Annotated in this window: 20 protein-coding genes; 4 read left to right on the forward strand and 16 right to left on the reverse strand. The window is 58.2% G+C overall.

Translation table 11 applies throughout. The annotated features are described in order from the left end of the window. Positions 1-47: 47 nt before the first annotated feature. The 14 genes from AC1MEA_RS24490 to AC1MEA_RS24555 all read right to left on the reverse strand — a co-directional run bounded on the left by AC1MEA_RS24490 (position 48) and on the right by AC1MEA_RS24555 (position 15404). Positions 48-290, reverse strand: a complete 243-nt coding sequence (locus tag AC1MEA_RS24490) for an HP1242/YdcH family protein (RefSeq protein ID WP_219060649.1) — start codon at positions 288-290, stop codon at positions 48-50. A 202-nt stretch (positions 291-492) separates the two neighbouring features. Further along, the gene (locus AC1MEA_RS24495; protein ID WP_480417635.1) at positions 493-1428 is read right to left on the reverse strand and encodes a ketopantoate reductase family protein; all 936 of its coding nucleotides are present in this window, start codon (positions 1426-1428) and stop codon (positions 493-495) included. 189 nt (positions 1429-1617) lie between these two features. Then, a complete protein-coding gene (locus AC1MEA_RS24500) occupies positions 1618-3048 on the reverse strand; it encodes a pyridine nucleotide-disulfide oxidoreductase (RefSeq protein WP_480417636.1) in 1431 nt (476 codons plus the stop codon). 828 nt (positions 3049-3876) lie between these two features. Continuing rightward, positions 3877-4815 carry a hypothetical protein gene (locus tag AC1MEA_RS24505; protein WP_219060646.1) on the reverse strand — a complete coding sequence of 313 codons (939 nt, stop codon included), beginning with the start codon at positions 4813-4815 and terminating at the stop codon, positions 3877-3879. A gap of 580 nt (positions 4816-5395) precedes the next feature. After that, entirely contained in the window at positions 5396-5665 is a 270-nt protein-coding gene (locus AC1MEA_RS24510) for a DUF1652 domain-containing protein (protein ID WP_219060645.1), read from the reverse strand. A 340-nt stretch (positions 5666-6005) separates the two neighbouring features. Further along, positions 6006-6488, reverse strand: coding sequence for a GNAT family N-acetyltransferase (locus AC1MEA_RS24515; RefSeq protein ID WP_219060644.1), 483 nt, complete (start codon positions 6486-6488; stop codon positions 6006-6008). A gap of 143 nt (positions 6489-6631) precedes the next feature. Continuing rightward, the gene (dctM, locus tag AC1MEA_RS24520) at positions 6632-7915 is read right to left on the reverse strand and encodes a C4-dicarboxylate TRAP transporter large permease protein DctM (RefSeq protein WP_219060643.1); all 1284 of its coding nucleotides are present in this window, start codon (positions 7913-7915) and stop codon (positions 6632-6634) included. After that, positions 7915-8547 carry a TRAP transporter small permease gene (locus AC1MEA_RS24525; RefSeq protein ID WP_219060642.1) on the reverse strand — a complete coding sequence of 211 codons (633 nt, stop codon included), beginning with the start codon at positions 8545-8547 and terminating at the stop codon, positions 7915-7917. The genes dctM and AC1MEA_RS24525 overlap by 1 nt, the downstream gene beginning before the upstream one ends. A gap of 88 nt (positions 8548-8635) precedes the next feature. Next, positions 8636-9628 carry a TRAP transporter substrate-binding protein gene (locus AC1MEA_RS24530; RefSeq protein WP_480417637.1) on the reverse strand — a complete coding sequence of 331 codons (993 nt, stop codon included), beginning with the start codon at positions 9626-9628 and terminating at the stop codon, positions 8636-8638. A gap of 255 nt (positions 9629-9883) precedes the next feature. Further along, complete coding sequence (locus AC1MEA_RS24535) at positions 9884-10702, reverse strand: HpcH/HpaI aldolase/citrate lyase family protein (protein WP_480417638.1); 819 nt, start codon at positions 10700-10702, stop codon at positions 9884-9886. 82 nt (positions 10703-10784) lie between these two features. Continuing rightward, positions 10785-11990 carry a CaiB/BaiF CoA transferase family protein gene (locus AC1MEA_RS24540; RefSeq protein ID WP_449633273.1) on the reverse strand — a complete coding sequence of 402 codons (1206 nt, stop codon included), beginning with the start codon at positions 11988-11990 and terminating at the stop codon, positions 10785-10787. After that, the gene (locus tag AC1MEA_RS24545) at positions 11987-13330 is read right to left on the reverse strand and encodes an MmgE/PrpD family protein (protein WP_480417639.1); all 1344 of its coding nucleotides are present in this window, start codon (positions 13328-13330) and stop codon (positions 11987-11989) included. The genes AC1MEA_RS24540 and AC1MEA_RS24545 overlap by 4 nt, the downstream gene beginning before the upstream one ends. A 10-nt stretch (positions 13331-13340) precedes the next feature. Then, entirely contained in the window at positions 13341-14504 is a 1164-nt protein-coding gene (locus AC1MEA_RS24550; RefSeq protein WP_449633271.1) for an acyl-CoA dehydrogenase family protein, read from the reverse strand. Between the two features lie 60 nt (positions 14505-14564). Continuing rightward, on the reverse strand, positions 14565-15404 hold the full coding sequence (locus AC1MEA_RS24555) for an HTD2 family dehydratase (RefSeq protein ID WP_480417640.1): 840 nt from the start codon (positions 15402-15404) through the stop codon (positions 14565-14567). 125 nt (positions 15405-15529) lie between these two features. Between AC1MEA_RS24555 and AC1MEA_RS24560 the strand changes: the two genes are divergently transcribed. Continuing rightward, a complete protein-coding gene (locus AC1MEA_RS24560) occupies positions 15530-16456 on the forward strand; it encodes a LysR family transcriptional regulator (RefSeq protein ID WP_219060636.1) in 927 nt (308 codons plus the stop codon). Here the strand turns inward: AC1MEA_RS24560 and AC1MEA_RS24565 are convergent. Continuing rightward, positions 16453-17916: a sensor histidine kinase gene (locus AC1MEA_RS24565; protein WP_480417641.1), complete on the reverse strand. Its 1464-nt coding sequence runs from the start codon at positions 17914-17916 to the stop codon at positions 16453-16455. The two genes, AC1MEA_RS24560 and AC1MEA_RS24565, sit on opposite strands and share 4 nt — an antisense overlap. Next, complete coding sequence (locus AC1MEA_RS24570) at positions 17913-18635, reverse strand: response regulator transcription factor (RefSeq protein ID WP_480417642.1); 723 nt, start codon at positions 18633-18635, stop codon at positions 17913-17915. Before AC1MEA_RS24570 ends, AC1MEA_RS24565 begins: the two co-directional genes overlap by 4 nt. A gap of 170 nt (positions 18636-18805) precedes the next feature. On the opposite strand from AC1MEA_RS24570, the gene msrB reads away from it, so the two are divergent. From msrB to msrA, 3 genes are all read left to right on the forward strand, one after another. Further along, a complete protein-coding gene (msrB, locus tag AC1MEA_RS24575) occupies positions 18806-19321 on the forward strand; it encodes a peptide-methionine (R)-S-oxide reductase MsrB (RefSeq protein ID WP_219060633.1) in 516 nt (171 codons plus the stop codon). A 41-nt stretch (positions 19322-19362) separates the two neighbouring features. Next, the gene (locus AC1MEA_RS24580) at positions 19363-21135 is read left to right on the forward strand and encodes a cytochrome c biogenesis protein DipZ (protein ID WP_480417643.1); all 1773 of its coding nucleotides are present in this window, start codon (positions 19363-19365) and stop codon (positions 21133-21135) included. Between the two features lie 61 nt (positions 21136-21196). Further along, entirely contained in the window at positions 21197-21928 is a 732-nt protein-coding gene (msrA, locus tag AC1MEA_RS24585) for a peptide-methionine (S)-S-oxide reductase MsrA (RefSeq protein ID WP_480417644.1), read from the forward strand. The last annotated feature ends 60 nt before the right edge of the window (positions 21929-21988 follow it).

Raw genomic sequence — 21988 nt, forward strand, 5'->3', positions numbered from 1 at the left:
AGATGGGGTACCCGTGCCGCCGTGCCCGGAACGACGAGCTCGCAGCCTTAGTCCGGAGACGTCAGACGCTTGACGATCTTGTCCTTCACATGCAGGCGTTTTTCCTTGAGTTTCCTGAGCTGTTCATCAGTAACGTTTCCGGCTGACCCGGATTCGGCGTCAACCACTTCAGCGTCTATCGAGTTGTAGGATTCGAGCAGTTGGCTGAGCCTGTCGTCGGCGTCTCTGAGCTTGGTGATCTCTTCCTTGGTGATATTCAAATCCTTGAGCAAATTATGTTTGACCGGCATGTTGTCACCTCTGTTAAACCTGCAGTGATCGTAAGGTTATGAGACTCGCTCCTGGAAAAGGTTCGTTATTTCTGCCTGGCCAACCCGCACAGTCGGTGAATCGGGTAACCCGATCACCACTCACGGGCGCCAGCAGATCGATTCGTGATAGGAGCCGGGGCATGCCGGCGCTCGATATTGTCTGGAGGACATGGGCTGGAGATCAATGTTCGCGCAAGCGCCGTGCTTCGTAGGCTTTAAGGTGAGTGTAGGCGAATTCAAGAACCGACAAATCTGCTGTCGACAGTCCAGCCGCGTCACGGCGTGCGACCAAATCACCGAACATATGCTCGACTTCGATGGCGGCACCACGTTCGATGTCTCGCAGCATGGAAGAGGTCATCTTCGACCCGGGCGTCGTCAACATATTCACAAAGCGCTCATGCGCCTGCGGCCGCAGCGGGTAACCGGCGCTAGCGGCGATCTCGGCGCACTCATCCAGCAATCTCAACACCAGTGACTCACCACCCGCAGCGAGCACATCACCGACCGTCGAGCGCATGGAGCAAGTAATGCCAGCACCGGTGGCGATAAAACACCATTTCTCCCACATATCCTGGAGGATGCTCGAGCTGAGATTAGCCTCAAAACCCGCACCGGCCAATTCATCCGTCACGCGTTGAATACGTGCGGTCACTTGCCCATCCAGTTCGCCGAATGTTAATTGGTTGGTGTCGTTCAGGTGCACGATGGTGCCCGACGCATCGCGGTCCACAGAGATCAGGCACTGCCCACCCAATACATTGATATGGCTGAAGCGTGCGGCCAGGCGGTCAAGATGCGCCATGCCATTGAGCAGCGGCAGAATCATCGTTTCAGCCCCCACCGCAGCTGCAAAAGACTCCATCGCTGCATCGAGATCGTAGGCCTTGCAACTCAGGAGAATCAGGTCGTAGGGTGTGTCCAGCGCCTGGCTGAGGACATAAGGCGGATCAGGATAATCGACATTGCCCAGCGGGCTTCGCACGATCAGCCCGTCACGTTCAAGTTCTTCGGCGCGACGAGGCCTGACCAAAAACGTCACGTCCCGCTTCGCCTCCAACAGTCGTCCACCAAAGTAACCGCCGATCGCACCGGCTCCAACGATCAAAATGCGCATGGCTGTCCAACCTCTGCCGAGCCGTTGAGAGGGTCTGCATGAAAGGTAAGAATAGATGATAAAAAACGCTATTCAACAACAGACAAGCCCCCTCATCAGTTGACCCCAGGCACTAAATCGCAGGCAAAAAAAACCCGAGTAGCCAAAGACCACTCGGGACGAGAGCGTCAGCTCAACGCTGAATGCCTCTTATATTTTGAAGGGCGCGAGGCCAGGCCAGAAAAGTGGCAAGCCACTTTCTAAACGCTCGCTCAGGCTGCGGTTGGGGATCACCCGTTCAGCCACTGCTGCTGCTTTCAATCGTGCAGATATAGCCTCGATGACAGCGCGACTGGCGTCGTTATGAAACTGCCAGACGCCATAGATTCGCCCGTCGAATGAAGGCTCGCTGCCTAGACGCGGATCAATCCCAAGCCCTGAGCCCAGGCCGAAGAGATACAAACCGTGTAAGCGCCGCCCCGCCAGATCCAGAGGACAGCCCGAAGGGTCGGAATCAAGGCCGCCCTTCACCTCGCGCAGGGTGATCGGCGTGCCGTCGGCGTATTTGAGTTCAGGTATCCGAGGTTGATAACCCGTGCACTGCACCACCACATTCGATTCAGCCAACGCCTGGCTCGCACGTTCATACTGCCGGGCAGGGCCATTCAGGGTTTGCAAGAGATGGACACGGACCCCGTCCGCACCTATTCGGCCGCGCTCAAGAATGTCCCGACCGACGTCCAAAGCGCGATAACGCAAGCCGCCGGACCGGTTGACCCGGCCCGATACCGGGCAAATATCATCGACTGGATCAAACTCATAGCCGTTCGCCAATGCCTGATCGGCACTTTCATAAAACAAGCGGATTTGCGAGCGATGCACCAATGTCATCTCTTCCAGACCGACGCTTTGCAGTGCGCTGCCGAGGTTTTCCAACACGGAAAAAGCACTGTGAGAACCACCGACTACGGTGAATCGCCCACCTTCGGCAAGGGTCGGCGCAAAATGTTCGCGCAACTCTGAGGCGCTCATACGTAGCAATGTATCGGCACTTTGAATACTGGCCGACGGAGGCAGCGATAGCCCCTGATCTGCCAGCGCGTCAAGTAGATGCTGCGGATCTTGACGGCCACCGAGGTTGAGTACCAGCGTACGACACAGAATCGCCTGAGCACGCCCTTCGTGTTCGACCCAGACCTGAAACTCATCATCGTCGCTAACCACATCGGTGATCGTGGCGCTGCTCCACACCTGAACGTCATAACGTTGAACGATAAAATCCAGCACCAGTTTCGACGCTTCTGCCAGCAGCTCCCCTACGTCTGACAGCCGTGGCGCGACGAAAGCCTGATCGCGGATGCGCCAATACGCCGCGCTGTGTTCCAACGGCTCAAACACTTCGCGCAACGCCGGATCACGCAGGCAATCGAGAAATACATCGCCCACAGAGTTGGCGGTAATCTGGTATTCCCCCAGTCTGCCGGTCCCCGGATGAGGACTGGCGTCGACGATGATCAATCCATCGCGCGTTAAATCAGGCAAGGCTCCGCTTTTCAAGGCATTGAATATCAGCCCCATGCCCGCTGGGCCAGCCCCCCCCACCACACAACCGCAGACTACTTCCAGTCGATCTCCATACATGATGATTTACTCCGTGTTTGAATTCAGGTCGTCTTTTTGTGGTCCGAGCGACGTGTTAAGTCCGCCCTAAAAAATGCAGGGATAATCGTTAGCGTCGTGTGTGAATAGAAGAGAATGAAAGAGGGGACTAACTATTAACTAACGAGGGGTAAACAAGAACGCCTTGGCGCAAGCCATCATTGATGGGCCTGTGGTGACGCTTGTTCCTCTGCGCCGCGCGGATACATGCAGCGTTACTCGACAGCTGCTACTTGATAACTTATGTGCCTTTATCGCGGACAACGCTACCGCCAGGGACAAAACTGGATGCCCTTTTAAACAGGCATTGCGGTGTTACGTTACAAAGAAACATCCTCACCGCGGTTCAACGATTCGCCCTGTAACAGAAGAGGCAAACAGGCCCGACCTAGGTGCTGGCTTAGGCGCCAAAAGCCTCGATCAATAATTTCAAAATTTCAGGAAAGTGTCAAATTCCAGACTCATTACAAAAAACGTTACACTTATTACTTAAGCACATGATAGGTATAGGTATTTTTTTTTGACGCCCAAACATCACCATTTACATGCAAAAGTTTATTTTAAATAATCGACTTGGCACGAGGAATCATAGGCATGCGTGGCATGGAACGGGCGCAGGAAAAATGAGGGAGAAATGTCTAGTCCTGAAGTAGGGACACACAACAACAAAAAGCCGCTTCTCCTTACGGGAAAGCGGCTTTGAGCAGCAGCGTCAGTCCATCAATGCATGAACAAAGCGATCAGGATGATGATCGGGATTGGCACACCGAGGAAAAACAGCAGTAATGAGCGCATGGTCATTCTCCTGGCTTAGCGAACAGGTGGGAGTGAAGTTGAAGGGACATAGGCTTCGGTGTCGAGATACACCACCGTATCTCGGCGGCGACCACCAAAGGTCGCTGCGAAGCTGGCAAAAAACGCACCGCAGAGCAGCGCGACAAACATCCACAACGAAGTCCAGGCGGCGGCTTTTCTGGCGGTGTCAGCGGCTTGTTTGGCTGCGAGTTTGGCGTCATCCAAGGCCTTGCGAGCTTTGCCAACCACCTCGTCAACCCGGCGCTCGGCATCGGCCTGGCTGAGGTTGGCGCGCTGGGCGACCAATTGACCCAGGTAGGTCCGATCCTCAGCAGCCAACTGGCCGTCGCTTCTCAGCGTATGGACGAAGATCCGGGTTACGCTGCCGCGCGCAGCGTCATCGCTGACCACCGTCGGGCGATCATCGCGGAACAGGCTGTCAACGAAGTAGCCATAATCGTCACCGCGGCTGTTGCTGGCAGCACTGCCGGCAGCTTGAGTCATTGCACTGGTTGCACCCGACGCCACGCTGGCACCGGCCTGCACACCGCCGCTGACAATACTGCTCACCGAGCCAACCACCAAGGTAGCGGTCACCAGGGTTGCAACGGCCCAGGCAAGAAAGCCATGGGCGGTGTCGCGAAAGTACACCTCATCGCCGTGCATGTTCGACCACTTCACCCGCAAGCGACCGGCGATATAACCGCCCATGCCGGAAGCAACGATTTGCGTGAAGGCCAGCCAGACGATTGTCGAAATACCCAAGCCCGTGGCGCTGATGCCGCTACCGGCCCATGGCGACACCGCCGAGAACCCCAGACCGAAACCGAGCAATACCAGAATCAACGACAATGCCGCGGCACCCGCCGCCCCGGCAAATATTGCCCCCCAGGAAACGCCTGAGAGCATGCGCGACTCGTCCACGGAAATATAAGTATCAGAGGATCTGGTCATAATTATTGTTCTCCCGACATGAAAAATGGCATTACAACTATCGAAAAAATTGCAGTTACCGTGCCAGTCGCGCGCTTAAATAAATTATGTCATTTCAATGAGTTAAAATTTTTGCATGTCACCTGACCATGCAATTTGCAATGACAGGGAAAAATCAGCGGGTTTTATGCATTAAAAAAGAGGAGTCCAGTTACGGTCTTCTCCCTTACGGCTTATCGCTGCCGGGAGATCGAATGGATCGCCATAACCCTGTCGTTTGGAACTGAAAGGGCCGAGGAAAAGAGACGGGTTAGCGTCAGTGCCTTGCACAACGAAGATCAGGAAGGCATTAGTCTACTCACAGCATCACTCGCTGTTTTATATGCTCCATATGCCTATCGGGAACACCTGTTCGCGCGCCGATGCGGCGGGCAAGTGATATTAAGGAGTAGTTGCCGTGCCTTGGCAGTTACGCAAGACATGATGGCGGACGCTTACACACGGACTGCGCCCCTGAAACAGGGGAGTAACACCCACACGTTTAGCGTGCGTGACGCAGCCGGCCGTACTCAAACCCAGTCCCCTGGCGCAGGGGCGAGCCTCACCCGGCGTAGCGGGCCTGTGCATGCAGTTGACCATGGTTAGCAAGGTCATAACGCAGCTCAGCCACCAGTTCGCATATATCCCGACTGTTATTAAGCCTGTCCAGAGAGATACCCGTGACGATCAAATCGACCCGGTCGGATTGAGGGTCGGAAATTTGAACGGTCAATGAATAATCAGGCGCCACAGTGCACTTGCAGCGCAACGGCAAAAAAGCGCGTTCGATGATACCTCGTAATTCCAGTGTGGAAAGCCTGTACGCAATCATGTGCAGCCTCCTCGCAGCAGGCCGGGTCAAGATGACACTGGCCACTTCTATTTATTAAGGTACAAGGACTTCATCCATGGTCGTCAAATAAACGGCGTCTATTACTTGAACGTCCTTAACTCTATACCCGCCCCCTGTGCGGGGCAATGCCATGTTAACGAGGGTGTACACAATCAATTGAACCGGCCTGATGTATAAAATGTATGGAAGAAACGTTTCATCTTTTACGGCTGCCAACAATACCGACCGCGCACATCCGTTTGACCACATTTCCCTCATAAAAAATAAAAAAATACGTCACTCATCAGACCACCTTCCGTCGGCTATTTTCACGCGAGCGTTACAACTCGTTTTTCGCGAGCCGCAGATGAATCAGCGCGACCCTGGCGCCATGCTTGTCTTGACGCTCGTCCACGGCATACGGCTGAAAGCCGAGCTTGGGGTAGAACAACAGGCCAGGGACGTTGTGGTTGAAACACGATGCAGTCAGCTCTTGGGCCTCGTGCTTATCGAAAGCGATGTCAATCATGTAGCCGATCAGGTAACGCCCCACACCCCGCGAGCGGGCACTGGGGGAAATGATGACATTGCCCAGCGAACAACGACCCCGAAACTGCCAGCGAGAGAAATTTGCGAAACCGACCACGGTGCCATTCATTTCAATCACGGTGGAGTCGGAGCAGTGGGCGGTGGCCTCTTTTAGCTGGTGCGGTGTCAGCGGATAAGTAGCCTTGGGAAACATATAAAACAGCTCGTCGACACTTTGTGGAAATCCACAGATAACCGGGATGTCTTTTTCTTCCAGGGGGCGATGAAGGAACATAGTTGGATAACCTCTCGAAGCATCAGGAGCACACGCATATTAAGGACACTATATGCGAAGGATAGAGCAACTACATCCTTACTAAAAAAACCCCTGAGAACCTAAGCTCACAGGGGTCAAGGCACTGCGCTCTCAGTAACGGGTCAAGGCATCCCTAGCCAATTGGGCAAGGCCATCGATATGAAGGGTACGTAGGTCACAAGGATCAGGAACGCCAGGAGGATCATCAGCCACGGCATGGCGGCCCGGATAGTCTGGCCGAGGGTCAGCCCGGTTACCGCCGAGGTGACGAACAGGTTCAGTCCCACCGGTGGATGCACCAGACCGATCTCCATGTTCACCACCATGACGATGCCCAGATGGATCGGGTCGATGCCCAGCTTCATGGCAATCGGGAAGAAAATCGGTGCCAGGATCAACACGATGGCCGACGGTTCCATGAAGCTGCCTGCTACCAGCAATACGATGTTGACCATGATCAGGAAGCCAATGGGCGTCAGGCCTTCGGAGATCACCCATGTCGTGATTTGCTGCGGAATCTGTTCGGTGGTCAGGACGTGGGCAAAGAGCATGGCGTTAGCGATGATGAACATCAGCATGATCGACAGCCGCCCGGACTCCATCAACACTTTCGGGCAGTCACGGAACCGCATGTCCTTATAGACGAACAACGCAACGAAGGCTGAATAGACTGCCGCCACCGCCGCCGCTTCCGTCGGGGTAAACATGCCGCTATAGATACCGCCGAGGATGATCACAAGCAGCAGCAAGCCCCAGAATGCACGCCGTGCGGTGTGCAACCACTGACGAAAGCTGACCCGTGGCTGTGCCGGTAACTTCTTGACCCTGGCGACGATGTAGATCACCACCATCAGGATCACACCGAGCAAAATGCCAGGGACAATGCCGGCGATGAACAACTTGCCCACCGAGGTTTCAGTCGCGGCGGCGTACACCACCATGACGATGGACGGCGGGATCAGGATGCCCAGTGTCCCCGCGTTACAGATGATGCCTGCGCCGAACTCTTTTGGATAACCGGAGCGCACCATGCCTGCCACTGCGATGGAGCCGACGGCGGCCACCGTCGCTGGAGAGGAGCCAGACAATGCCGCGAACAACATGCAGGCCAGCACAGCGGCAATCGCCAGCCCCCCACGAATGTGCCCGACGCAAGCGTTGGCAAAGTCGATCAGGCGTTGCGCGACGCCGCCGGTGGTCATGAACGCGCCCGATAGCAGGAAGAACGGGATCGCCAGAAAGGTGTAACTGTCCGACGTTTCAAACAGCTTGATCGCCAGCGAACTCAGTGAGTCCTGACTGAACAAGAGGATGGAAACCGCCCCGGACAGGCCCAGCGAAATCGCGATAGGCACGCCCAGGAACATGAAAACGAACAACAGCAGGAACAGACAAAGAACCGTCATCAGTGGTGCTCCTCGGTCGAACTGGCGAGTTTGCTCGCTTCAGCCGCCTCATCTGCCAACCCGAGACCGAGTTGACGATGGGTGAAGATGCGCCAGAAAATTTCTACGTACCGGATGAACACTAGGCCGAAACCAAGGGGCACGATCGCGGCAATGTACGACACCTTAATGCCGAACTGATCGAGGTCTTCGGCACCGATATTGGCGATGAACACGGCCGATACCCATTTGTAGCTGGCCACCACGAACAACCCTGCGTACGCCAGGCAACACACGCACGCGAGCATTCCCAGCAGGCGTTGCATGCGCCGTGGCGTCAGCCTGACCAATGCATCCACACCCAGGTGTCCGGCGGTACGCACCCCGTAGGACATGCCGAAGAAAATCAACCAGCCGAACAGCGCCTTGGTCAGCGCCACACTCCAGGTCATTTCCTGGGCAATCCCCATCAAGTGATCACCGATACTTGAGAAAAAAGCGCTGCTCACCACCCACTTGTCGCTCAGGGTGTAAAAAAACGTATAGATGTTGTTGAACATCACGTAGACGAATGTAACCAGGGTCATGGCGGCCAGCAGGAAGGCAATAACGGCTTCCTCCAGGTGCTCCCAAAGTCGCGTCAGCGATTGCATAGAAGTTCTCCGAACGTAGAGAGAGCGGCCTCAGATCAGAACGGCCGCGCAGACATTGCTGCCTGTACCGATCAGCTGTCGGTAAACATCAAGGTGCTTTGTTGGAGTCGTCAGCAGCTTTGATCAGATCAGGACCAATTTCAGCCGAGAATTTTTCCCACACTGGAAGCATGGCTTTTCGCCATTCAGCACGTTGCTCGGAGGTCAGTTCGATGACTTCGCTGGTTTTGGCGTCGATGATTTTTTGCTTGGCGCTCTGGTTCAGCGCTTCAGCTTGCCTGTTCACTTCAATCGAGACCTCGTCGAGGATTTTTTGCAGCTCGGTGCGGATATCTACTGGCAGGCCGTTCCAGAACCCGGAGTTGGTGATGACCATGTAGTCGATCAAGCCGTGGTTGGATTCAGTGAAGTACTTCTGCACTTCATTGACCTTTTGGCTTTCATAGTTCGACCACGTGTTCTCGGTGCCATTGACCGTACCGGTCTGCAACGCTTGATAGACCTCGGCGAAACTCAATTTACGCGGGTTGGCGTGTACGGCCTTGAATTGCTCTTCGAGCACGCTGGACGCCTGGACCCGGAACTTCAGGCCGCGTGCATCTTTAGGCACGCGCAAAGGCTGGTTGGAGGAGAGTTGTTTCAGGCCGTTGTGCCAATAGGCCAGCCCGTGAATGCCTTTGTCATCCATGGAGGTCAGCAAGGCTTTGCCCTGCGGACCTTGCTGAAAGCGGTCGACCGCTGCCAGGTCATTGAACAGGAACGGCAGGTCGAAGATTTGCACCTGTTTGGTGTACTGCTCGAACTTGGCCAGGGACGGAGCTAATAACTGCACATCACCCAAGAGCAATGCTTCCATTTCCTTGCCGTCGCCGAACAGTGACGAGTTCGCATAGACCTCGACTTTCACCTTGCCCGCCAGACGCTCCTCGGCGAGTTTCTTGAACAGCAAGGCGCCCTGCCCTTTGGGCGTGTTTTCAGCCACGACGTGAGCGAACTTGATGATTATGGGGTCGGCTGCCTGCGTCAGGCTGGCGATGGACACTGCGGCGGCGCATAGGAGCGCGCGGGTCACCTTCAACATCGATTTCACCTTTTTATTGTTGTGATTATTTTTGAGGGAGCTTTTAAAGCGCTGGTACAAAGATGCACAAGGCCGCGCGTTTAGAGAATTTGCATTTTTATAATCCAGCGTTTGGTTTAGCTGAACGCTGGCACTTTGTACCCATGGTCGACTCTGAAGCCCCTGTGTCGTGGGGATAAACCCTCGAAGACTATTGACCCAAAGCAGTCATCGTACAACTAGACTGCGACTAAAGTCGTAGGCCGCTCTTAACCTCTAGACAAGTGTCAGGGCCAATAATCGTTGAGCTCGCAGCAAGACCGGCGCGTCGACCATTTGTCCGTCGACTTGAAATACGCCTGCGCCATGAGCACCCGCGTCCAGCACGCGCTGCGCCCAAGCCAGGTCTTCAGCACACGGGGCCAAGGTTTGGTGAATCACCGGAATCTGTTTCGGGTGAATGCACAGGGCGCCCGCAAAACCCATCTCATAAGCATGGCGAACGGACTGGTGCAGCCCCTCTGGGTCGTCGATGGCCGGGTGCACACCATCGAGGGGAGGCAACAACCCCGCACCACGCGAATGCAGCAACAACAAGACGCGCGCCTGATCGAGTACACATTGTGCAGCCTGAGTGCCGTTGCTCAAGTTTAGGTCCAGCGCCAGGTCCAGGCTGCCAAACGACAAGCGCTGAACGCCTTTGGCGCAGGCAATCTCGGCCAACGCCAACAGGCCACGAGCGCTCTCGATGATCGGCCAGATCAGCTTGCCGGTGGCCGCCACGGCGGCAACCTGGGCAGAACTTTCAACCTTGGGCAGCAACACCCCGACAACCCCTGCATAGCGTTGGCAGAACGCCAGATCAGCGAAGTGTTCGGCGTGATCCGGGGCATTGACCCGAACCCAGACCGAGGCCTGCGGAGTGCTGTTCAGAAAGGCCGCTAAATTGTCGCGTGCCTGGCGCTTGAGCGACTCTTCCACCGCATCTTCAAAATCAACAATCACCGCATCGGCGCCCGCAGCAAGCGCCTTGACGAATCGCTCGGGTCGGCTACCGGGCACGAACAGCGCGGAGCGAACAATGGAACCGGACATGGTTATTCCTCTTTCTTGGGGAGGCCCAATTAATCTGTGGGAGCACATTCATTCGCGATGGGATCAACGCGGCGCGGCGGTCTCAGACCACCCCAGCCGCCTGCAGCCGCGCCTGATCTTCAGCCGAAAAACCCAGCTCACCCAAAATACTACCGGTGTGCTGACCCAGCCCCGGCACCGGGTCCATGCGCGGGGTAAAGGCAGCGTTGCGCCCTGGCGGCAGCAATGCCGGCAGCTTGCCAGCAGGGCTGTCCACTTCGCGCCAGCTGTCGCGGGCCTTGAGTTGCGGGTGCTCCCACACCCCCTGCATATCGTTGACCCTGGCGTTGGCGATCTGCGCCACTTCCAGCCGGGTCACGACCTCTTCCACCGTCAGTTGGGCGAAACCATCGACAATGATCTGGCGCAGCGCCTCACGATTTTCCGACCGTTTGAAGTTCGCCGAAAAACGCTCATCGGTGGTCAGCGCGGTGTCGAGCAACACCTTCTCGCAAAACAGCGCCCACTCGCGCTCGTTCTGCAAACCCAGCATCACTGTGTCGCCGCCCTTGGTCGGGAACGGGCCATACGGATAAATTGTCGAGTGCGAAGCGCCGGCACGCGGTGGCGGCTGGGCGCCTTCGAAGGCGTAATACATCGGATAGCCCATCCACTCCACCAGACTTTCCAGCATGCTCACGTCAATGCGACTGCCCACGCCGGTTTTGTCGCGCAGCAACAGCGCCGACAGAATTCCGCTGTAGGCATACATGCCCGCCGAGATGTCGGCGATAGAGCAACCGGCTTTGGCCATCTGGTCTTCACCCGGCCCGCCGGTCACCGACAGAAAGCCACCCTCACTCTGGATCAGCAGGTCATAGGCCTTTTTCTTTTCATAAGGCCCGCCTTCACCGTAGCCGGAAATGTCGCAGACGATCAGCCGAGGGAAGCGCTCGTGCAGCGCTTCGAACGACAACCCCATGCGCGCCGCAGCACCCGGTGCCAGGTTCTGGACCAAGACATCAGCCTTGCCGAGCAGGGCCTGAAGAATATCCTCCGCCTCGTCCTGTTTGAGGTCCAGGGTCAGGCTTTCCTTGGAGCGGTTGGTCCAGACAAAGTGCGATGCCAGGCCACGCACGCGCTCGTCGTAGCCCCGGGCAAAATCGCCGCTGCCGGGACGTTCGACTTTCACCACTCGCGCCCCCAGATCAGCCAGTTGCCGGGTGCAGAAAGGCGCTGCAATCGCGTGTTCGAGGCTGACCACGGTAATCCCGTCCAGCGGACGAGGATTGGCTGGTTGAGTCGTCATAGGGTTACCTCCGCCGCATCGCGCAGCCGCCAGACCTTTTCAATCAGCGCTCGGCCCTGCTCCGGCGTGCGTGCGCCAGAAAACGCCAGCAGACGCTGAAATTTGTCTTCCAGCTCAGGCCGCGACAGGGTGTTGCCTGGATCGCCCTTGGGCTCGTCGATGGCTGCGGCCAAGGTGCGGCCGTCCATCGTGGTGACGATCACACGCCCCAACCAGCGCGCCGGATAGGCTCCGTCGACCTCACTGTCCAGCACCATGCTGACCTTCTCACGGAACGCTGCCACGGCAGGGTCAGTCAGGGCAAACGCCTGAAACTCGGTCAATTGCGCTTTGCCATGCACTGCAATTAACCCGAGTACTGCGCCCATCGAGAACTTGGCCTGATGCACCGTTTGCGGAACCACAACCCGTCCCAGCACATCGATAGCGGCCTGATGCACACGGGTGGTGACATGCTCGATCTGATCGTGGGTCAGGCCCTCGCGCTGCATCAGAAGCAGCAACGCATCGGCGGCCGGATGGGTGTGCCGGCACGAGGCGTGGAACTTGAACGAGGTCTCGGCCAGCGCCCAACGGCTGCCCAACCGGTCGGACAGCTTGCTCGGATCAGCATCGCTGGACATCCCTGCGGCCATGCCTTGATCACCCTCGAGGATATTGCGCGCGCCGGTCAGGCCATCCAGGGTCATGTACGCCGCGAGTAAACCATCGGCAGCAGCTTTGGCGGTGTGCAGTTGTTTCGAGTCGGCGGCGTCGCGCAAAAACTCCCACAACCCGGCGGCCTGAGTGCCCGCGTTGCCAAGCAGGTTGATGAACTGCTCTTTGTCGAAGCCCAGCAACTTGCCGACCGCAACGGCGGCCGCGAGGGTGCCGACCGTGGCCGTGGTATGGAAAATCTTGTAGTGAGAACGGCCCATGAACTCGCCGATGCGAATTCCGGCCTCATAGCCGGCCACTGAGGCCAGCAACAACTCGCGACCGGACTTGCCCAGGTCCTGAGCCGCCGCCAGCACGGCGGGGAACACCACCGTAGCCGGGTGCAGCACCGAGCTGTTGTGCAGGTCGTCCTGCTCGACAAGGTGCGAAGAAGCAGCGTTGACCAGCGCGGCGAAATACGCCGAGGTGCCACGGCCGTTCACCAGAATTTTCGCCGGGCCATCGGCTGGCCCCATGCGCTGCGCATAACGCTCGAACAGCGGGATCGGGTGCGAACCCTGGCTGGCCAGCGCCGAGCCCAGCCAGTCGAGAAACAAGTCTTCGGTGCGGTCGAGCACGGCGTCTGGCACCTGCTCGTCGTTCAGGTCGGCCAGGAAGCCGGCCAATGCTTGGGTATGGCTCATGATCGGCGCCTCAGAAACTGCGTGGCAGGTCGAGCAAATGCTCGGCGACGTAGGACAGAATCAGGTTGGTCGAGATAGGCGCGACCTGATACAGGCGGGTTTCGCGGAACTTGCGCTCCACATCATATTCACAGGCGAAACCGAAACCGCCGTGGGTTTGCAGGCAGGCATTGGCCGCTTCCCAGGACGCCTTGGCCGCCAGGTATTTGGCCATGTTGGCGCTGGCCCCGGCATTCTTGCCGCTGTCGTACTCCTCGCAGGCGCGCCAGCGCATCAGGTCGGCGGCTTCGATCTCGATGTGCGCTTCGGCAATCGGGAATTGCACGCCCTGGTTCTGCCCGATGGGCCGCCCGAACACCACCCGATCTCGGGCATAAGCGCTGGCTTTCTCGATGAACCAGCGGCCATCACCGATACATTCGGCGGCAATCAGCGTGCGCTCGGCATTCAAGCCATCAAGGATGTAGCGAAAGCCTTTGCCTTCCTCGCCGATCAGGCTGTCCAGAGGCAATTCCAGGTTGTCGAAGAACAACTCGTTGGTCTCGTGATTGACCATGTTGGCGATGGGCTGAACGGTCAGGCCGTTGCCAATGGCCTCGCGCAGGTCGACAAGAAAGATCGACATGCCTTCGGATTTCTTCTTTACGTCAGCCAACGGTGTGGTGCGCGCCAGCAGGATCATCAGGTCCGAATGCTGGACTCGGGAGATCCAGACCTTTTGACCATTGATAACGTACTTGTCGCCCTGCTTCACCGCAGTGGTCTTGATCTTGGTGGTGTCGGTGCCGGTGGTGGGCTCGGTGACGGCCATCGATTGCAGACGCAACTCACCGCTGGCCAGTTTCGGCAGGTAATAGCTTTTTTGGGCCTCACTGCCGTGGCGCAACAGGGTGAACATGTTGTACATCTGGCCGTGAACGGTGCCGGAGTTACCACCGCAGCGGTTCACTTCCTCAAGGATCACCGACGCTTCGGCCAGACCCAGGCCTGAGCCGCCGTATTCAGTCGGGATCAGCGCCGCCAGCCAGCCGGCATCGGTCAGCGCCTTGACGAACGCTTCAGGGAAGCCCTTCTCTTCATCGACCTTGCGCCAGTAAGCCGCGTCGAATTCAGCACACAGGGCACGCACGCCTTCGCGGATGGCATTCAGTTCTTCGTTATCGTTGGGGTTCATCGATTGGCTCTCATGGGTCTGCACGGACACGGGCTTATCTAACGGGACTGTCCACTGGATTCAGTCGAAATCGACTTCAGCGCTTTGGGCGATACCGGCGTCATTGCCGGCCCATAACTGCGCCTTGCCAGGTTCAAGCAGGCGACCACCCACGCTGAACGGTTGCGGGGCAATCAACGGGCGCACGCCGCGATAGGCGAAACGGCGCAGACGCGCCTCAGGGTTGGCCCGGCAGAACGCACGCAAGCTCAAGGTGGCGATCATCGGACCGTGCACCACCAGGCCGGAATAGCCTTCGGTGCCGGTGACGTACGGGTAGTCGTAATGAATACGGTGGCCGTTGAAGGTCACGGCGGAATAGCGGAACAGCAACGTCGAGGTCGGCACGACAGTCTCGCTCCAGTCGCCTCCGGGAACGGCTTCGCCGCTGCTTTGCTTCGGCGGGTTGGGCTCGCGGTAAACGATGTCCTGCTCTTCGCGAATCGCCAATCGACCGTCCTGGGAGTAATCGTGGCGCACGGTGACGAACAACAACGCGCCAGTACGGCCGTGCTTTTCTTCGATGTGGGTGATGGTCGACAGCCTATGGGCGTCGGCGCCGACCCGCAGCGGTTCGAAGAACTCGATACGACCGCCCGCCCACATGCGATTGCGGTTATCGGCTGGGGGCAGAAAGCCGCCGCGTGCTGGATGACCGTCAGTGCCCAGCAGGGACTCCGCCAGCGGTTCCTGAAAGAAGCACCAGGCCCACAGAGGCGGAAGCGCGTCGCCATCGGCGGGAATATCTTCACCGAAGGTGGCAGCAATACGTTTGATCAAATTGCGACTCAGGTGATCCTGGGCTTCTTCGGTGCGACCGATCCACGCAGTGAAATCGGTGCTGCTAGCTGAAACGCTCATGCGGGTTACCCCTGGGCAGTTGTTGTTATGCCGGGATAATGCAAGGCGCTGGGCATTCTGAGAATTTGCATTTTCGTAAGCCAGCGTTCATAAATGCTGAACGCTAATAAAAATGGGAGACGATGATGCACTTCGATCTGGCTGACCTGCGCCTGTTCATCCACATTGGCGAATCGCCAAGTCTGACCCAGGGTGCGCGGCGAGCGTTTCTGTCACCGGCGGCGGCCAGCGCCCGGATCAAGGCACTGGAAAGCCAATTCGATACTCGCCTGCTGTACCGTGACAGCCGTGGTGTAGAGCTGACACCCGCCGGTCATCGCCTGCTCAAGCATGCGCGACTGGTGATGCGCCAAGTGGATTACCTGAAATCCGAATTCACCCGCTACGGCACCGATTCAGCCGGGCACATCCGCATCTTCGCCAACACCACAGCAGTGACCGAGTTTCTGCCGGAAGTGCTGGCAGGTTTTCTGGCGAAACGACCAGGGGTAACCGTCGACCTGCAGGAACGCCTTTCGCGGGACATCGTGCGCGGCGTGCTCGATGGCACCACCGACATGGGCATTATTGCCGGTCCGGTGGAAGCCGCTGGCTTACAGGTGATGCACTTCAGTACCGACCGTCTGGTGCTGGCCGTCCCCGTGGGGCATACGCTGGCCGGGCCGAAACCGGTGACCCTCAAACAGACCCTGGCCTTCCAGCATATTGGCCTGCACGAAGGCAGCACGCTCCTGAGTTTCCTGCGTGACCATGTCGAGCGGCTGGGGCAAAACCTGTCGCTGCGGATTCAGGTGTCCAGCTTCGAGGCCATCTGCCGCATGGTCGAAGCCGGCGTGGGCATTGGCATCATTCCCGAGTCTGCCGCTGCCCGGCACAGCCGCACCATGCAACTGGCGATTGTCGAACTCGACGAACCCTGGGCGATTCGCGAGCGCAGTATCCTGGTCCGCGAACTGGACGCCTTGCCGGGCACGGTGCGCGCGCTGATCGCAACCTTGATGCCGGATGCGCCCGAAGTGACAACCGACGACGCGGCACCGGCGCTCGGCTAAGCCCCCGCCGCCGTCAGTTCGAAACAAAAAGTCGCGCCTTTTCCGGGCGCGGACAGCAGACGAATCTGAGCGTCGTGCAGTTGCAAAATGCGCCGAACGATCAGCAGCCCAAGGCCACCGGAGCGCCGGTCGCCCGCCTGACTGAAAGGCCGTCGGAACAGGTTTTCCAGCAGTCGTGCGGGAATACCCGGCCCGGTATCGCTGACCGTGACGATTACTTTGCCCGCCTCATGCTTGAGCGCCACCTCGATGGTCCCGCCCGAGGGGGTATGCCGGATCGCGTTGTCGATCAGGTTAGTCAGTACCCGCTCGATCATGCCCAGGTCGGCCGACACCATGGACGACGAGCGCGGTAATACCGCCACCAACCGCGACTGCCTGGCTTCAGCCATCAATTCGAATTTCTGAAAGACGTCCTGAATCAAGTCGGAGAGCGAAAAATCTTCGACCACCAGTTGCACGGCGCCATGCTCCAGCCGGGCCAGCTCGAACAAAGCCTGCGCCAGTTGACGTACGTTGTCGCTCTGACTCAAGGCCGCAGCGAGATAGCGCTGTCGCTCGGCCTCGTTCAGTGTTGCGCCCTTGAACGAGAGGGTTTCCAGATAGCCATGCAACGACGCCAACGGCGTGCGCAAGTCATGGGAAATATTCGCCACCAGTTCGCGTCGGTCTTGATCCAGCTGCGTCAGGGTGCGCCATTGCTCGGCAATCCGAGCCGCCATCTGGCTAAAACTGGCCTCAAGCACGGCTATTTCATCGCGTCGACTGGCCCCATCTTCTGCGGTTACCGGCAACGCGACCGGTTCCGCCTGGGTATCGAAATGGCGCATGGTGTCGGTCAGTCGACGCAGTGGCCGGGTAATCATCCGGAATGCCATCAGCCCTGCCACAAGCCCCAGCAGCGCAACCAGCGCCATGGACCATAACGTCGTGCGCAACACCGAGCTGGCAGCCACCTGAGCAGAAATGAGGTCATGTGCCTCACCCATCAGTACCACGTAGAGATAGCCCAGGTCCTGGCTCCCATCGCGCAGCGCGGTGACACTGAAAACCTTCTCCCCGTCGACACTGCGCGGGTCATCGCCGAGGATCGGCAGTGGCTGTCCGTCCAGCAAGCGATGCAAAGGTTTGAGGTCGACGCGGTCGCGCTTCAGATGCCCGGCTGGCGCATCATCCCCGGTGATACGGCCGGTGCTGTCCAGCAAGTAGACTTCGACGCTGGGATTGACGTTCATTAATTTGCTGAACAGCCTGCGGATGTCCTCAACCTTGAGATTACTGGCGCCGATCATGTTGTTGTCGCGGGCAATACTGTCGGCCAAACCACGCGACAAGCCTTGCACCACCTCTTTTTCATGCAAGTCATTGGCGCGTATCTGCAACCAGGCCGACGCCCCACAACAGGCCAACAGCAAGATCGCGAACGCCACGGACAGGCGCTGTAACAGCGTCAGGTTCATTCAGCAGGCCTCACGCGGTCCGGCGAGAAACGATAACCCAACCCCCACACGGTCAGGATGCGACTGGGTTCCGCCGGATCAGCCTCGACTTTTGCACGCAGACGATTGATGTGGGTGTTGACGGTATGTTCATAGCCATCGTGCTTGTAGCCCCACACCTGATTGAGCAAGTCCATGCGGGAAAAAACCTTCCCGGGATTTTTCACAAAGAAATACAACAGGTCGAATTCACGCGGCGTGAGTTCGAGGTATTTGCCATCGACCTCGGCCTGACGCGTCACAGGGTCCAGCGACAACCCGTTGAGCTCGATCTTGCCAGCGACCGTCCTCATGTTTTTTTCCAGGGCGTCCACCCTGCGCAGCAGCGCCTTGACCCGCGCCGCCAGTTCCAGCATCGAAAAGGGTTTGGCCAGATAATCGTCAGCGCCGAGTTCGAGCCCAAGCACCCGATGCATCTCGCTGGAGCGGGCGCTGGTGATGATGATTGGCGTATAGCGAGCCATCGCACGGGCTTGCCGGCAGATCTCCAGACCGTCCACGCCCGGCAGCATCAAATCCAGGATCAGGGCATCCCAACCGCCCTGTTCAAGCTGCGCCAGCCCGGCATTGCCATCGGCGCAATGCGTCACTGCGTAGCCCTCGTCCTGCAAATGCAGGCGCAGCAGGCCTGCGAGCTGCAGGTCATCTTCGACAATCAATACACGTTTGGGCGCATCCATTATCAGCCTTCTGGAATAGGTGACGCCGGCGCGCGGGGGACGCGGCGGGAACGCCATTGTGCAAGATTCCATCGAATCCATTTATCACAATTAATTTAACTTTGCGTGAGGACTTGGTGACTGCGCGCGAAAAACAATGACACAACGCCCACGCCTTCCAGGTGATCCCTATGCAATCCAGACGCTGGTTTCTTTTTTGCAGCACGGCTGGCGTCGCCCTTGCGGCGACAGGACTCCTCAACTGGCGCGCCCTCGCCGCGACGTCAGGCGGAACGGCCAGGGCCAGCGAAGTCTTCGAGGTGGCCCACACCGAGGCCGAGTGGCGCGCGCTACTCTCGGCAGATCAATTCGAGGTGCTGCGCCATAGCGCAACCGAACGGCCCGGCAGCAGCCCGCTCAACAATGAACACCGGAGCGGACGTTTTGCCTGTGCCGGGTGCCAGCTTGAGTTGTTTTCCTCCAGCACCAAATTCGAGAGTCACACCGGTTGGCCAAGCTTTTATGCCCCGCTCGAACATGCCGTCGCAGAAACACGCGACATGGCGCTTGGCATGGTCCGCACCGAAGTGCACTGCCGTCGTTGCGGCGGCCATCTGGGCCATGTGTTCGATGACGGCCCCGAACCGACCGGGCTGCGCTACTGCATGAACGGCGTGGCCATGACATTCAAGCCTGGTTCGGCATGAGCCATGACTCAGCCCACAGCGACTAAAAAGGATTCAGCCACATGCTATTAATCATCTTGTCGTACCTAGGGGGCGTGCTGACCATTCTCAGCCCCTGCATTCTGCCGGTGCTGCCCTTCGTCTTCGCCCGCTCAGGCGAGCCGTTCCGGCGCAGTGGCCTGCCGCTATTGTGCGGCATGGCGTTGACGTTCGCAGCGGTCGCCACCCTGGCGGCCGTCGGCGGTGGCTGGGTGGTGCAGGCCAACCAATATGGACGCTGGCTGGCCGTCGCGCTGATGGCATTCTTCAGCTTGACCCTGTTGATGCCCCATTTGGCCGAGCGTTTGACACGCCCGCTGGTCTCGGCGGGAGACCGTCTTTCCCAATCGGCACAAACACCGGGTGGCCCACCCAGCATCAAATCATCGTTTTTACTCGGGGTTGCCACCGGTCTGTTATGGGCGCCTTGTGCCGGTCCCATCCTGGGCCTGGTACTCACCGGCGCGGCGCTGCATGGCGCCAGTGTTGGCACAACCCTGTTGCTGTTGGCCTATGCCGCAGGGGCTGCCACATCGCTCGCGTTTGCCTTGCTCATCGGCGGCAAGCTGTTTACCGCCATGAAACGCTCATTGGGTGCCGGCGAATGGCTGCGTCGAGGCCTGGGTATCGCCATGCTAATCGGCGTCGTTGCTATCGCTCTGGGGCTGGACACAGGGCTGCTGACCAAAGTATCCACCGTGGCGACAGCCGGACTTGAGCAAAAGCTGCTCAATACCCTGTCACCGGTTGCACCAAGTGAAAGCAGTCCGAGCGGCGCCACGATGAGCGTGAGTCTTAAGGACGTCGCCGACTCAGCCCTGAAACTGCCAGTAGAAGGCTCGTTGCCCGACCTCTCCGGCGCAGTTACATGGCTGAACTCTGCCCCGCTCACCGCCGCAGAGCTGAAGGGCAAAGTCGTGGTCATCGACTTCTGGACATATTCCTGCATCAACTGCCTGCGCAGCCTGCCTTACGTCAACGCGTGGGCGAAGAAATACCATGATCAGGGTTTGGTGGTGATCGGCGTGCACGCGCCCGAATTTGCGTTTGAACGAGACGTCGATAACGTGCGCAAAGCGGTGCGTGATCTGGGCATCGATTACCCGGTCGCCCTCGACAACGACTACGCGATCTGGCGTGGCTTCAACAATCAGTATTGGCCAGCGCATTACTTTATCGACGCTCAAGGCAATATTCGTTACCACCATTTTGGTGAGGGTAACTACGCGCAGTCTGAGCGCGTCATCCAACAATTGCTGGCAGAAGCCGGCCATACAAATGTTGCCCGAGGCATGGTCACGGCTGCCGATGCTCAAGGCGTCCAGATGGCCGCAGATGATGCGGAGGTAAGCTCGCCCGAAACCTATCTGGGTTACGCGCGTGCACAGAACTTCGCGTCGGCAGGCGATGAAGTGGCGGACAAGGCCCAGACCTACGTCACCCCGGTGCAACCGCTCCTGAACCAATGGGGACTGGTCGGCACGTGGACGGCCAAACCTGAACAGGTCGTCCTTGAACACGCCCCCGGCCGTATCGTCTATCGCTTTCATGCGCGAGACCTGCACCTGGTTCTCGGCCCGGGGCCCGACGGCAAACCTGTGCGCTTTCGGGTCAGCATCGACGGCACGGCGCCCGGTGAGGATCACGGTACTGACATCGCGCCCAATGGTGACGGCACGGTGACCGAACAGCGCCTTTATCAACTGGTACGCCAGGCAGGACCCATTATCGATCACACCTTTGCCATTGAATTCCTCGACCCCGGCGTCCAGGCCTACGCATTTACATTCGGTTGATCACGTGGTTCTGCCTTCACAGCGTGCGATTTTCTCAATGATGAACGTGAGGATGAAAAAAATGAGTACTTCTACAGTGGGCGAAAAGAGATCGACTTCGTGGTTGCCGTTGAAACTGGCTGGCGTCAGCCTGATCACCTTGCTACTGGGCCTGTCGCAAACCGCGTGTTCGGCCGAAAAAGCCGTTGCCATCGCCCCACCCGCTCTGGATGAGCCTGTCGGCACCGCCCACCGCGAAGTGGCCGTAATCGCTGGCGGATGCTTTTGGGGTGTTCAAGGCGTATTCCAGCACGTGCGCGGCGTCGAGAACGCGGTGTCCGGTTACGCGGGCGGCGCCGCCAACACGGCAGAGTATGGTCAGGTCAGTTCCGGCGACACCGGGCATGCGGAGTCGGTACAGATCACCTACGACCCGACAACAATCACTTATGGACGCTTGCTGCAGGTGTTCTTCTCGGTGGCCCACAACCCAACCGAATTGAACAGACAAGGCCCCGACAGCGGCACCCAATACCGCTCGGCGATTTTCCCGCAGAACCCGCTGCAGGAAAAAATCGCCAAGGCCTACATCGCCCAACTTGACGCATCCAAAGCGTTCAACGCACCCATCGTCACCCGGATTGAAAACAACAAAGCGTTTTACCCGGCCGAAACCTACCACCAGAACTACCTGACGTTGAACCCGAGCAGTCCCTACATCATCATCAATGACCTGCCGAAAGTGGAGTATCTCAAGCAGATGGAGCCGACCCTTTATCGCGCTGATCCAGTGCTAGTGGGCAAAGGGCTGTAATGAGTGCAGCTGCAAAAGCTTCGCGAACACGTTTGCGCCTTCACAGGTCTGTGGGAGACT

The sequence above is a fragment of the Pseudomonas sp. ASL8 genome (assembly GCF_056680355.1).

Coding starts and splice junctions, on each gene's coding strand:
- AC1MEA_RS24530 (WP_480417637.1), bottom strand. CDS start 9,628: ATGTTGAAGGTGACCCGCGCGCTCCTATGCGCCGCCGCAGTGTCCATC.
- AC1MEA_RS24550 (WP_449633271.1), bottom strand. CDS start 14,504: ATGAACCCCAACGATAACGAAGAACTGAATGCCATCCGCGAAGGCGTG.
- msrA (WP_480417644.1), top strand. CDS start 21,197: ATGAGTACTTCTACAGTGGGCGAAAAGAGATCGACTTCGTGGTTGCCG.
- AC1MEA_RS24505 (WP_219060646.1), bottom strand. CDS start 4,815: ATGACCAGATCCTCTGATACTTATATTTCCGTGGACGAGTCGCGCATG.
- dctM (WP_219060643.1), bottom strand. CDS start 7,915: ATGACGGTTCTTTGTCTGTTCCTGCTGTTGTTCGTTTTCATGTTCCTG.
- AC1MEA_RS24570 (WP_480417642.1), bottom strand. CDS start 18,635: ATGGATGCGCCCAAACGTGTATTGATTGTCGAAGATGACCTGCAGCTC.
- AC1MEA_RS24565 (WP_480417641.1), bottom strand. CDS start 17,916: ATGAACCTGACGCTGTTACAGCGCCTGTCCGTGGCGTTCGCGATCTTG.
- AC1MEA_RS24490 (WP_219060649.1), bottom strand. CDS start 290: ATGCCGGTCAAACATAATTTGCTCAAGGATTTGAATATCACCAAGGAA.
- AC1MEA_RS24495 (WP_480417635.1), bottom strand. CDS start 1,428: ATGCGCATTTTGATCGTTGGAGCCGGTGCGATCGGCGGTTACTTTGGT.
- AC1MEA_RS24545 (WP_480417639.1), bottom strand. CDS start 13,330: ATGAGCCATACCCAAGCATTGGCCGGCTTCCTGGCCGACCTGAACGAC.
- AC1MEA_RS24555 (WP_480417640.1), bottom strand. CDS start 15,404: ATGAGCGTTTCAGCTAGCAGCACCGATTTCACTGCGTGGATCGGTCGC.
- AC1MEA_RS24510 (WP_219060645.1), bottom strand. CDS start 5,665: ATGATTGCGTACAGGCTTTCCACACTGGAATTACGAGGTATCATCGAA.
- AC1MEA_RS24500 (WP_480417636.1), bottom strand. CDS start 3,048: ATGTATGGAGATCGACTGGAAGTAGTCTGCGGTTGTGTGGTGGGGGGG.
- msrB (WP_219060633.1), top strand. CDS start 18,806: ATGCAATCCAGACGCTGGTTTCTTTTTTGCAGCACGGCTGGCGTCGCC.
- AC1MEA_RS24560 (WP_219060636.1), top strand. CDS start 15,530: ATGCACTTCGATCTGGCTGACCTGCGCCTGTTCATCCACATTGGCGAA.
- AC1MEA_RS24540 (WP_449633273.1), bottom strand. CDS start 11,990: ATGACGACTCAACCAGCCAATCCTCGTCCGCTGGACGGGATTACCGTG.
- AC1MEA_RS24525 (WP_219060642.1), bottom strand. CDS start 8,547: ATGCAATCGCTGACGCGACTTTGGGAGCACCTGGAGGAAGCCGTTATT.
- AC1MEA_RS24515 (WP_219060644.1), bottom strand. CDS start 6,488: ATGTTCCTTCATCGCCCCCTGGAAGAAAAAGACATCCCGGTTATCTGT.
- AC1MEA_RS24535 (WP_480417638.1), bottom strand. CDS start 10,702: ATGTCCGGTTCCATTGTTCGCTCCGCGCTGTTCGTGCCCGGTAGCCGA.
- AC1MEA_RS24580 (WP_480417643.1), top strand. CDS start 19,363: ATGCTATTAATCATCTTGTCGTACCTAGGGGGCGTGCTGACCATTCTC.